8 protein-coding genes and 1 pseudogene are annotated in these 12,516 nt (G+C 45.4%); 2 read left to right on the top strand and 7 right to left on the bottom strand.

Features of this window, described 5'->3' with window-relative positions; all coding sequences use genetic code 11:
* Nucleotides 1-106: 106 nt before the first annotated feature.
* Both W01_RS04055 and W01_RS04050 read left to right on the top strand, forming a co-directional pair.
* Nucleotides 107-1,183, top strand: coding sequence for a nucleotidyltransferase domain-containing protein (locus W01_RS04055; protein ID WP_198421379.1), 1,077 nt, complete (start codon nt 107-109; stop codon nt 1,181-1,183).
* Nucleotides 1,184-1,262: 79 nt separating this feature from the next.
* Nucleotides 1,263-2,072 carry a GAF domain-containing protein gene (locus W01_RS04050; protein WP_173052312.1) on the top strand — a complete coding sequence of 270 codons (810 nt, stop codon included), beginning with the start codon at nt 1,263-1,265 and terminating at the stop codon, nt 2,070-2,072.
* A gap of 22 nt (nt 2,073-2,094) precedes the next feature.
* On the opposite strand, the gene W01_RS04045 is transcribed toward W01_RS04050, so the two are convergent.
* The 7 genes and pseudogenes from W01_RS04045 to W01_RS04015 form a co-directional block, all read right to left on the bottom strand.
* A complete protein-coding gene (locus W01_RS04045; RefSeq protein WP_173052311.1) occupies nt 2,095-3,750 on the bottom strand; it encodes a type IV pilus assembly protein FimV in 1,656 nt (551 codons plus the stop codon).
* Nucleotides 3,750-6,896, bottom strand: a complete 3,147-nt coding sequence (locus tag W01_RS04040; protein WP_173052310.1) for an outer membrane lipoprotein-sorting protein — start codon at nt 6,894-6,896, stop codon at nt 3,750-3,752. The genes W01_RS04045 and W01_RS04040 overlap by 1 nt, the downstream gene beginning before the upstream one ends.
* Before the next feature lie 743 nt (nt 6,897-7,639).
* A pseudogene (locus W01_RS04035) lies at nt 7,640-7,866 on the bottom strand (transposase); the annotation flags it as partial.
* A gap of 192 nt (nt 7,867-8,058) precedes the next feature.
* Nucleotides 8,059-8,937 (bottom strand): PEP-CTERM sorting domain-containing protein, encoded by an 879-nt coding sequence (locus W01_RS04030; protein ID WP_173052309.1) that lies wholly within the window; start codon nt 8,935-8,937, stop codon nt 8,059-8,061.
* A 252-nt stretch (nt 8,938-9,189) separates the two neighbouring features.
* Nucleotides 9,190-10,269 (bottom strand): nitroreductase family protein, encoded by a 1,080-nt coding sequence (locus tag W01_RS04025; RefSeq protein WP_173052308.1) that lies wholly within the window; start codon nt 10,267-10,269, stop codon nt 9,190-9,192.
* A 1-nt stretch (nt 10,270) separates the two neighbouring features.
* The gene (locus tag W01_RS04020; RefSeq protein ID WP_173055726.1) at nt 10,271-11,131 is read right to left on the bottom strand and encodes a ThiF family adenylyltransferase; all 861 of its coding nucleotides are present in this window, start codon (nt 11,129-11,131) and stop codon (nt 10,271-10,273) included.
* A 300-nt stretch (nt 11,132-11,431) separates the two neighbouring features.
* The gene (locus W01_RS04015; RefSeq protein ID WP_173052307.1) at nt 11,432-12,202 is read right to left on the bottom strand and encodes an N-acyl amino acid synthase FeeM domain-containing protein; all 771 of its coding nucleotides are present in this window, start codon (nt 12,200-12,202) and stop codon (nt 11,432-11,434) included.
* Nucleotides 12,203-12,516: the final 314 nt, after the last annotated feature.

Raw genomic sequence — 12,516 nt, 5'->3', positions numbered from 1 at the left:
CGAGTTTTAGGGTAAATGGATTTTTTCTTCTGCGGGAAGTTGAAAGTTTATTATCTATTCTATTTTATATAGAGCACATTAATTATTTTTGACAGATATTACAAATGTGATCCAGAATTATTTAATATTGAAAGCTCTCCGAGAGCCCAAGGCATTAATTTCCCTGAGTTTAACTGATTGGGATTTACTCATACGTCAAGCACGCCGCGCCAATCTGTTGGCACGCATTTGCATTTCATTGGACGAACGCGGCTTACTCGAACAGGTGCCGCCAAAACCTCGGGAGCATCTGGAATGGTCGCGTGTAATTTCTGAAAAACACATTCAAGCTGTTCATTGGGAAATCACCCAGATTCGAAATGCATTGGCGAAAATAGGGATGCCGGTCATTCTCCTTAAGGGCGCTGCCTATGTCATGGCAAAACTGCCGTCTGCTAAAGGGAGATTATTTTCCGATATCGACATCATAGTACCTAAAGGTAGTCTCAATGCTGTAGAGGCCGCCTTGATGCTTCATGGTTGGGCTGCGACGCATCACGATGCCTATGACCAGCGCTACTATCGCACATGGATGCACGAATTGCCCCCTATGCAGCATATTAAACGGATGACCGTCATCGACGTGCATCATGCGATTTTGCCGGAAACGGCAGCTCTTCATCCTGATTCGGCAAAGCTCTTGGCTGCGGCGCAATTACTTGATGGTTACGACGATTTAAAGGTATTTGCGCCGGTCGACATGGTGCTCCATAGTGCAGTCCACCTATTCCATAATGATCAACTGGATCAGGGTCTTCGGGATTTGGTTGATATTGATAGTTTGTTACGTCATTTCAACAATTTGCCAGCGTTCTGGCCTAATCTAGCCGTGCGAGCACAGGAACTTGAGTTAAGTCGACCACTTTTTTATGCCTTACGTTATGCTGTCCATTTTTTGAACACGCCCATCCCTTTAGACATGATAGAAGCAGCCAAAAATGGTCGTCCCAACCCATTAACCTTGATTTTTACAGATCAGCTTTTTGAACGTGCGCTCATGCCAGTCCACAAGAGCTGTTCTGATTGGTTGACCGGTGCAGCTCGACAGATACTTTATGTACGCGCAACCTGGTTGCGTATGCCTTCTTTGCTTCTTGCGCGTCATCTGTTCCATAAGGCTTTCATTTCACCTAAGCTTGAATGAGGTGTCTCGGGCACTGTTGATTACTGTGTAAAACTTGGTTACTGGACTGCTTAATAGTAAAGATAAGGATAATCTCATAATGAGTGATGTAGAGACTTCATTGATCAAGCTTCAGGATTTGTCTAATTTTTTAGAGAAGGGGAACCTCAATGACAACCTTGCACAACTAGCTGAAATGACGGCAAAAATATTGAGCGCCATAAATTGCTCAATCATGCTGCTCAATGATAATAAATCCGATAATTTACTTATGAGTGTGTGCGCTAGTTACGGCCCGCTGCCGGCAGCAGCGTATAAAGAGTTGATAGGGAAGGGCGACGGGATTGCTGGCTATGTGATTGCAACTGGGCAATCATTGTTGATTGAAGATATTAACCATTCGGAGTTCGCCAAATTGGCTCGACGTGCAAGTGAACCAGGTAAAAGTCTGATTTCCTCGCCTATAACCATTGGTGGGCACATTATAGGTGTAGTTAATATAAGTGGTCACATGGGCAATTGTGCATTTCAGTTGGTTGACTTGAATCTTCTTAATGTGGTTGCTTTATTCATCGGTAAATCGATTCAGTCAATCCAATTGCAGAGTATTCTGAATTCGCGCTTTGCCCAACTGGCGCTAGCCCAGGAAGCCCAAAATAATATGGGTGCATCTTTGGGTAGCGTTTTTCACAATCCTGATCAAGTAGCGAAAATATTTGCAAAATCTTTCTACAAAGAAATGGCCCGAGGAGGATTCGGCTCAAATCAAATTATTAGTGCAGCTTCAGAAATTATCAGCCAATTGAGTGATAATTTGCAACATCACAGTCAGCGAATGGAACGCAAGATGGCTAAACCATCAGGCGATATACCATCATCACAGAAAGTTGCTCCACTTGGGGAGCTTTAAGATTTGTATATTCCTTGTTCAATCAGAAGCCGTATTTCATTTCTGCGAATAACAATGAGTTATCTCGCAGCCGACCGAAGAACGTGTTGCTTTCTCCTCGATAAATATCCAGGCCAAGCGATCCTTTCACGTTGTCACTAAAGGCATAGACCAGTTTAGGCCTTATGAAATAATTGCTCTGTCCAAAAGAGCCGACAGCAGCGATTTCGCCTTCCAGTGTTTCATTAAACCATTTGTTGCTGACCCGGACACTTACCCCATGCTGAGAACGGCTGAACTGGTTCCATAGTGCGGCTGTTTGAATTGCGACTGGTCGCAGGAGAGGGTTTGTTATTGCTTGCGGGTCGGAATAATTTGTAACATGGCGAAGGTAATATTGAATATTGATGTTAAGGTAGTCGAAGAAAGTTCTGTCACCGCCCATCACCATATAGAGAAACGGCTTCTTTATAAGGAAGTCGTTCTCACCGGTATTTGCTGTCCAAGTATATGCGGCTTCAGCACGCAATCCATAGCGGCCAATGGCCGTAGCGGCATCCATTCCCAATACGCGGATGCGATTGTGATCGAATATTACATTTGTTCTAGACGGGGTTGTCGCTCCAATCGCGATGTCAGGAGTCAGATCTAACCCACTATAGTAAGAAGCTGACCAATCCACATTCCCCCCGCTGTGATCAAATTTGAGCGCAACCCGGTTGGTATGGGGGATATGTTGAGTAAAAAAAATGCCTGGTGTCGCAGCGACAGGGAAAATATGGGGATCCATACCGGGGAGCCATATGCCGGTCAGTGAATTTTCATGTGAGTGATAAGTTACTTTCGCTGCCAATGATCCTAGTCTCTGATCATCTTCCTCAGGCGTTAGCAGAGTGAAGTTTCGTGGTGTCAGATTATCGGTTGGATTCAAGCGATCTGCCCGCCCCCATGCTATGATTTGTCTGCCAATTCGATAATCCATATTTCCAGTACTGAATTTTATATATCCCTCTTGTAATTTTTTTGAATCCGCGTCTGCTCTGAAAGTTTCGTCGTTACGAACCCATCCCTGAGCAACCACGGAAATATCTTCTCCGATATTTTGCGTAGCTTTAAGCCATATCGAGCCGGTACCTAAATCGTTTTTCCCATCCAGCTTGCGTGATGAACTGAAATATCCCGCTCGAATCGAACCATTCAGTTCCGGTTTTTGTAAAAGATTTACATCTACTTTCTCCGCTGGCGTTGAGAAACTCTCTGCCTGTGGGAATAAAGTATTTGGCGCCGGTTTCAGTTCGAGGTTGAATTCGCGGATAATTAGATCATGTGGGACACAGTGCGCTTTTAGCGGGAGCGTCAGCAAGCGCGCATTGATTGGAGTCGCTGTAGAAATTTTGATTCGTTGGCCAATGTTTCTGTCTCCTTCCAGCTCCAAGCTTGCAGTGGACAAGTCTGGCTCATCTTGTCCGGAAGTGATCCTTGGCTTAACCAAGGAAAAGCAGTCGGTAGTTATTTTTTCGTCAGGATTTGAAGGGGATATCTGAACATACGCGAGTAGTGGTTCTCCTTCCCTGCTGATCATTTCGATTTCACCTATGATCAATGCATGAGCCAGCTGTGTGCTGAGCGATGCAAAGATAATTGCCAATGATAGAGCGCGCTTTGTGTAGCAGGAAATACTAATGCCCATTTGCAGCATTATTCTTTTTCCATGTACCGTGTAGTAAAGAACTCATCTTTTACCTGCTGGTTCGCCTTGAAGTTATCAAATTTAATCACCGTGCGGTGACCGGTCTGGACGTTGCTTGCTTCAAGGCGCATGGCTTGCCACTTGCCCCGCTTCTGGTCTACCAATTGAATATCGGTGTAAGTCGAGGTTTTCAACATCTGTCCTGCCTCATCCCAATATTCCATTTTTACTGCCATCAGATTGTCCTTACGTAGCCAGCCGATGCGTTTCGAGTAACCATTGCTGGTTTTAATGGCGTCATTTTTGGGTAATGCTTCGACGACATAACAGGGCTGCCCGTCTACCAGCTCCTCTTTCAGCAGCTTATAACTCCATTCGCCTACTTTATAACCAATTACATCGGCATAAGTAAAATCCGTGCCCATAAAACTATCTTTTTTGTTGTTAGAAACAAGGCGTCGTACCTTTTTTAGCGCGGGTAAATAAATCCAGATGTCATCATCCTTATCGGCATGTTCAATCAGCAGCGACACCGTTCCTTTCACATCCGGTGGTGACAAGAACCGCGTCATACGCATAGTATCGTTCCCGATTCCCTGAAGCTTGGTCGTGCCAAAAGTCTTTCGAATCCGTTCCTGCTCGGTCTTATTGATTAGGGTAAACGTGGCATTAGCCACTGAATCCAAAACCTTGGAAACGACGAAATTCTTTTCCATGATCTGCGTGAGGTCGGATTCGGCTGCCCAGACATTGTGGGGCTGCATTGATAAGCCTAAGGTTAGTGACAATACAGTGATAGAAGCAATCAGTGGGGTATTTTTCACAGCAATTCTCCTGAAAATAAAATTTGGGCGAAATGTAAGAATAAGTGCGGGAATAAGCAGCAGTGCAGACAGCGAACTCATGATCATAGCCGCAGCAACCAGGATGGCCAGCCACTTGTGTAGATTGAAGCCGAATGATAACAAGAGTACCCCATAACCAGCTGAAACCGCGATCGCAACAAACAGGATTGCCTGGCCAGCTGTTGCGATAACGTTCCGCACAGCAGTGATTTCGTCAACTCCCATCATGAGTTCTTCGCGTAACCGATAGATTAGATAGATTGCGTAATCTGCCCCAATCCCCACTGCCATTGCCGAGATAAGCGAAGTTGAAGTGTTTAACGGGATCCCACTCCATCCCATAAGACCAAAGTTAGTCAGAACAGCAGCCACAAGAGGAAGAAGAACCAGTATCCCGGCCACCAAGGATCGGAAAATCAGGCTTGAAATAATGAAAACAACAACGGCGATTTGCAGGATGTTAAGTATCTTCCCGTAAACCATGACTTCATTCAGTGCCGCACCTTGCGGTACGCTGCCACCGATACCGATATGCACATTTTTATCAAAATTCGCCACTGTGAACGCATTAATTTTTTCGACCAGTTTTTCTATGTAGGCGCTGCTGTCTGTTTTCAGAAATACCGTCAGATTGGCAGAGCGATATCCATAATCAACATAGGAATCAAAATCGCTCGGTTCACCAGACATCGAATAGAGCAGTAAATATTGAGATATCAATTCCTGGCTTTCCGGAATTTTGAAATAAGCGGGATCATCGCCATGCATAGCTTGATTCATGCGCTTGATAAAATCGGCTAATGAAACAGTCTTGCCGACATAGGGCTGGTTTTCAAGAAAACGTTGCAGATCCTCCATCGCCTGAAGTGTTTTTGGGTTTTTAATGGCGTCGTCGCTTGCGCCTTCAACCAGCAAATACAGCGTATTAGTACCGCCTAGGTGTTCATTTAACGCCTTATCGTCTTTTTCGAAAACCAGGTCAGGTGAGAAATAACTTTTGATAGAGTTATCCATCTCTACCCTGTCCATACCAATCATGGCAACAATTATTAAGAGCAAAACACCACTGTACAGCCTGCGTCGGTTGGGACCAGTTACCCAGTTTGCTATCGCTCCCGTCGCTTTGTCCCAGATCCGCCTATTCTTCTCGCGCTTTCTTTCAGCATCACTGGGTGGTGAAAGAATTGAACGTAACGCCGGGATAAAAGTCATTTCCAGAACCAAGGCAGCTAGCACTCCAATGGCGGTAAAAATCCCGAAAGTGCGTACCGTGCTGATTTTAAACACTACCAGGGAAAAAAAACCCAATGAGGCGACCACTCCAGCAGCTATCATGACAGGTCCAACGCGGACAAGAGAGGCAATGACTGCTTGATTATTCGCGTCTTTGAGGGAAAGATCTGTTGTTTCACGCAAGCGAAAATACTCTTCGTAATAACGCTTAAGCATCTGCACCGCATGACCTGTTGCCACCGCCAGGATCAAGATGGGGGTGGCGGAATTAAATACATCCATCGGAATACCCAAAGCTCCCATCACACCGACCCCCCAAGCTACAGCAAGAATTGCTGTAGCCAGCGGCAAAATAAGTCCTTGTTTTGTTCGGAACGCTTCAAAAAGTACCAACCCCAAAATCAGAATGGCAATTGGAAAGAGAAATGCCATGCGCTCTGAGTAAGTTTCTATGCTGGCGAGAAAACTTGGCAATCCGCCCACGTTGATTTCAAACCGCGGGTCTCGCTCACGCTCAACGATGGCCTCCACCTTGTTCATGATAGCTCGGAAACCTCCCGGCTCGTCTTTAAATTCCACGAGGATGGCTGCCGTTTTCCCATTTGTAGATACAATAGAATTAATATACACAGGGTTTTTTGCAACCGCCCGGCGCAGTTCTGTCAATTCCGCGACTGTAGTTGGGGCGTTCGGCATAAGTTGTTTGACTTCCATGCCTTCTGCCGTACCAACAATATTTTTGGCCCGCTTTGAGGAAAGACTCAGCAGATTTTCTTTAACTATGCCGGGTGTTTGGAGAAAAGCTGCCGTCATATGCTGAATTTTTTCTAACACGGCAGGCTGATAGATATCGCCCTCTTTTGGAGTAACCCCTATCATAACAACATACTTCGACCCAAAAATCTTTTCAACCTGGTTGCTCGTCGTCACATAGGGATGAGATTGGGGAAGCATGGTATTAGGATCAATAATGATCTTTAGATTTTTTGCCTGAATGACTGCCGCAATGGTGATTACTAACGTCAAAGCAATGACTACGAACCGGTAGCGAATAATCCATTCTATATAGCGCTGCATGTATACCTCTTTAGCTAATCAGACGTCTGGAAATTACTCAAGAGTTGGTAATGTTGAAACCAGCCTGCCTGATTTCAGGCTGGTTTGATAGGCATTATTATTATCTCAACGCGTTGGCTTATTAATAAGCGACTTATTTATGTTCGGCATATATGGATAGTTCTTTACTCCGGTAGCTAAATTTAGTTTAGCTTAGTCTCAGTTGGTTCAATTCCCTACATCTTGGGACGAAAACTGATTGAAGAGCGTAGTTTATACCCGTAGTTTACTGGGGAGTGCTTTATTAAAGTGATGTTGAAAAACTTTACACTTCCTCGAAGGCTTCCGTGCCCAATAGCGACTGGCCTCTCACTGCCGACCATAGGGGCAATTGGCTCACACGTTTTTATCAATGAAATTGGCGTAGTACTGCTGGGTTTCGCTGGCCAAAGTGCTACAGCAGTCAGCCCGTGTTGAGCTAGTCCGGGTAATCAGTCAATCCTACCGTTGTCAGGTAGCGACTCCACGAGTAGTGTTCAATATGCTTTACCATGGTGACGCGTATCGGGTTTAACACAATATAGCGGCACAACTCTAGCAGACAACTGTTACGATCCAGTAATTGCTTTGGAAAGAAATGCCCTTACGCCCGTGACGACGGTTGAAGCACTGGGTATAGACGCCATTCAGCTACCGCACCCCAGTGACAGGTGTTTCCCCGATGTCTCGATAAGCAGATGGTATTGATCCGGCCGGTTGAAGTTTCATGCTGCATATTTCACGCGAGCATCCTGAAAGTATTCTTTGACACGCTCGGGTGATTTCTCCAATGTCTGCACGTGCCCGGTTGTTGTGACGTTCAGCTTGTCCTTGTTGCGTACCGGAACCTTTGAATAATGGCGTACTTCAAGTCAGCATTAAGCCTCTCTTCTAGGTTTAGCTCCGGACTGTAGCTGGGCAGGTAAAACAACTCGATTTCGTTTTTATGCTCCGCCCTCTTTTTTCTTCCAGCTAGGTTTGCTACGGAAAAATTTAAACCAAAAATGATAATCCCTCTAGCTTTTCTGCTAGAGGGATTTATATCCTACTCAATTAATGAAGCATTCCCCTTTGCTAAAGCTATATTGCCATGGGGCTTAATTTTTAAGCTACTGCTGTTGTAGCGTTTAAACCGTACTCATCATTAGCCCATAAGGTACACATTGCGGCTCTGGTGTGCGTTGCGACGGCGAAGCGAGATAGCCAGACCTACTAAACCCAGCCCGATCAAAGCCAGTGAGCCTGGCTCTGGAACAGAAAAACGATGTTGGCCATTATTCGAAATATAGAGGTCAGTGGTATCGTTCGACAAGACGGGGTTTGGACCTACATCAGGGTTGAATGCAGTGTTATAGTCGCTTATTAAGCCAGCATTAACAATCCTCTTGCCACCACTACAAATCGCGGAATCTGCCTTACCAACGCACGTTCCGGCTAGGCTGATAGCGTTGGTAGTATCAAAACCGAAGACCAAACCACTACCTACAAGAGTGGCTAAATCGATCATTGAACTGTTAAAGAAATAACCGCTTGCTATGGAGGTCGCTTTAAAAATGAGCGACACCGTGCCATTTGGTAATGTGCTGTTTGCTTGCAGGTTGGCGCTACCGGATACCAAACTTAACGAGGCAATTTGGGCAGCTAAGGAATTGTATACATTAAGCGTGCCGCCAGCATTAAAAGTCAAAAGGCCACCCGTAGTCCCCGTGCCAGTACCAATAAAAGTAGCATTCAAAGTAGGATTGAGATCAATACCGCCTGAAATTGCTCCACCATCAGTCGTACTGATTTGGAACCTACCAGCTTCATTAAAATTGAATGTAGTTGCAGAAGTGAACGTGTTTTTAACATACGCAGTACCAACTAAATCTGCGTAATCGAAAACAAGGGTAGCAGCATTATTGGCACCAGGACCATCTGTATCTATAAACCAGTTAGTTAGCGTTGTGGCATTTGCAGTCCCGCCAAATGCCAAGCCGGATGCCATAGTCAGCGCTACAAGAGTTTTTGTGATTGTTTTCATGTTAATTCTCCAATAAATCTTAAAAAGGTTCGTTATGCTGTTTGGTCGGACATGATGGTCTTTTAACATTTACCCCATCGTATCAAACTTATTAAAGAATAAAGCATTATTCGTGCCAGTCATAAGGTAAATAACTAACCATTTATTTATATAGGAAATTAAAAATATTTCTATTGAAATAACTGCGTTGGAATCGAAATAAAAAATAAAGTGTAAAAATTATCGACAAGGAATAGATGGCCTGCGAAAGATTTAGTTGCCGATCAAAAGTAGGTCGGTTTTTTTGCGTGTAGATCTGGACAAGGGTACAGTCCCCGATCCAATCCGTCCCATAAAAAATACCTTTTCAACCTGTCCTGCTCCGACTATTTCCATCAATCGTTCGTTTAAATGCCCTGCCTGCACCAATGCAGTTTGCGTTTGTGTAAAGGCCAGTCCTTGACGGTGATAGCGGGTAAAAATCACCGGCGTCATCTCCGGCTGGATCAGCCAGCCTAGTCGGGTTGCGGTTAGCCAGAAACGTTGCATAACTCTGCCGGCAGCAACGTAATCGTCTAGGCATGTAAGAGGGGAGGGGGCGAGTAATGCAAAATGCGCGCCACAGCACAGGCCAGGGAGCAGGTCGAGTTGAATTCGGGGTGGTAAATGCCCGAATAGATAAGTGTTAAAAAATTCGACACGCGCCCAACTGGTCATGACCCAGCGCATGCAACGCGCTGTCAGCGGGTCAACACCGACGGCCTGGCCGGGGATCTTATCGGTACTGAATTGGGCTCCCCATTCAATGATAGACTTGTGAACCTCATAGGCCTCGGGGATGGTGAGACGGATTTTGGCGTTGTCGGACATGAATTTGGCAAGGCGCCAACGCTGCGCAAAACCTTCATACCAGATCACAGAATAGCCATCGGGCAAGGAACCAGTGAGGGTCTGTTTTTGCTCGGCGTTCAGAGGTTGGATGGACATAGGGCGACGCTGAACCACGCGTGTTTCAATGTATGGCACTAGGGGGTCGGGCGATATATTGGCTTCCGCTCGGAAATAAACATCGAATAAAAGATGGGTTTCCAGAGTGTCGTGTCGTCGTACGATAGTGGTGCGCAGCCCGCACGCCGTCGCAGCAATACTAATGGTTTCTAATAATGCACCCACTGCGATCTGGCTGGGATGTCCATCCAGATCGTAAACGCAATGCTCACGCGTATCGAAGCCATGCACTAATAAGTGGCTGTCATTCAGAATTTCAAAACGCCAGGGCTGAGTGTTGTCGCCGCTGGGTGCCCAACGAGCCAAATCCAGGATGCGTTCGAGGTGTTGAGTGATGGTATTCATCTTAGATCCCTAGTTGATGACGAGCGATAGCGATGGCCAGCCGGTTAAAAGGGTGACGGTTGCCGCCAAGTCGCCAAGTATGCGTCAGCTTGTTGCGGTAGCCGTCGAACTGGATACCGTGGGGTGCCGCCCATACCTTACCTCGTTTGAGCAATATCTTGAGGGCTTCGCTGGCGGCGACGCCGGCACAGAGCTGGCAGGCCATGATGGTGGAGGGGCCGCGACGTTCTTTGAGATTGACGCGGGCCTTGTCCGCCAAATAATGGCGATGTAGCAGAGCGGGAGCGAGGCCAACCAGGAAGCGCACAGCTTTCTCTAACTCGGGTCGTCCAGCCACTTGGAAGTAGTCTTCGAAGCTCATGCCGCCGGGTAGGAAGTTGAGCAGAGCGGCGCTCATGCCGAGCGGAGCGACGGTCACAGCAGGAATCCTGTGCTGTGTACAATGGGCAAAGACTCGCTCGCGTGCATCGAAGGCGAAGAAATCGAGGCCGTCAATATAGATATCTACATCCTGAAAGAAAGATTGAAGGTTGGCCTCGTTCACGCCTTGTGGGTAGATAGTTAAGTTGCATTCCGGGTTGATGTCCCGCGCCATTTTAGCTAGAACCTCTACCTTTGAGTGATCCAGAGTAGACATGCTTGCCCCGGCCTGTCGGTTAAAGTTGGCAAGTTCGAATGTGTCGAGATCGGCAATGTTAAATTTTTCGACACCAAGACGTGCCAGTGTTAAAAGATGGAAACCGCCCACACCACCCATGCCGGCAATGGCGATCCTTTTATTGCGCAATATCTCTTGTTCACCGGTGGTTACCCAGCCGATATTGCGCGAGAATGCTTCGTGATAGGAAAAACCGTCTGCCATTAATGTCAATCCGATAGTTTAGTAAAATGAAGGTAGGGTTGTGAAGGGACGCTGAGAAAAGCTCGGCAAAACAACGCGGCTATTTTTTAAACTCAAGTTGGCTAACTATAGCATTAGTTGATCTGAATTAGCCGCTTGACTATCCCACATTTCTATTTAGCCATCTAACTCGAACCTAAAATGCTACTGGTCAAAAGCCTGAACCATAACGACTGGTTTGCCCAATTTAAACTGACCTACAAGCTGTATTACCTAGCTAAAATTGCGGAACTTACTCATACCGAAATATGCTCATAACAACTAGGTGGGGCCAAATCCATCTCTTAATAAGCGTTGGGTGATCCCGAGTTCATCTGTGCTGGAAAAGAAGTAAGGGTAAATCGATTTAGTGTTTTTGGTATCTGGCCCGAGACCGCCATATTTTTGTATCTGTTCGGACATATATGACCATGTCAGCCTCATTAGCACTGCTGGGGCATTAACGCGAGGACAGATTCTCTCTGGGCCAAATTGTTTAAAGCCCATCATGCGCTCATAAAAAACCACATGCCTTGGGTTGACCTCAATTAAAGTATCAGTGCAGTGATGAATATTTCTTGCATAAATATAGGCAACATGAAATAGCGCTGGCATTACCCTTTTGGATTTGAGGTCCAAGTCGATTGCTAAGCGTGTGATGTCGCAAATTTTTCTACCCTGGCTACGCAGGAGTTCTACCTCAGGATGATAAAGCTCATCGGCTGTTAAGCCTTGAGGGGGGGAGTCGAGACCCAAAGTGAGCGTACCCACTACAGTATCTTTATAGTCGGTCACCAAGGTGATCTTGTTGGGATCTTTGGCATCCGTGTCATAGCCACGCCAAGCATACATCTTCTTAATCAGCAGGCTAGCGGCTTCACGTATGCCTTGCGAATTTGCTAACCGAATTTGAAATTGTTGCTGAGCGAAGGGAATCTCTTTAACAGTATCGGGTTTTAACTTGGGGATTGAAATATCCTGCAATCGGTGCGGAGATGGGAACGTAATGATGGCTTGATCATTCTGATCCTTGGAATCTAGCTTAGCAGTCATTGGCAGGCAACCCCACAAGTTATGTTATTTAAATTAAAAGTTATCATAATTGACTATAGGTAAGCCAAAAATTTCTTCAAAAATGTGCTAAATAATTTGTTTGTAAAGCATTATTAAATCAATATCGGTCAATATAAAATATTATTTAACTTTTATATTGTCTCCATATGGAGACAATATAACATTTTGATTTAATTAATAAAATATTAAAATAATATATAAGTGTCTCTAAGTTAAGACATTTATATATAAATTTAGTGGGGTATTCATGTGAATGCGGTAAATATTGTCATGCATTTAACTTATTGATAAAC

Origin of the sequence: Candidatus Nitrotoga sp. AM1P (assembly GCF_013168275.1) — a bacterium.
Lineage (GTDB): Bacteria > Pseudomonadota > Gammaproteobacteria > Burkholderiales > Gallionellaceae > Nitrotoga.
Note: the sequence above shows the minus strand (reverse complement) of the source record. Positions and strands in the feature narration are given on the sequence as shown.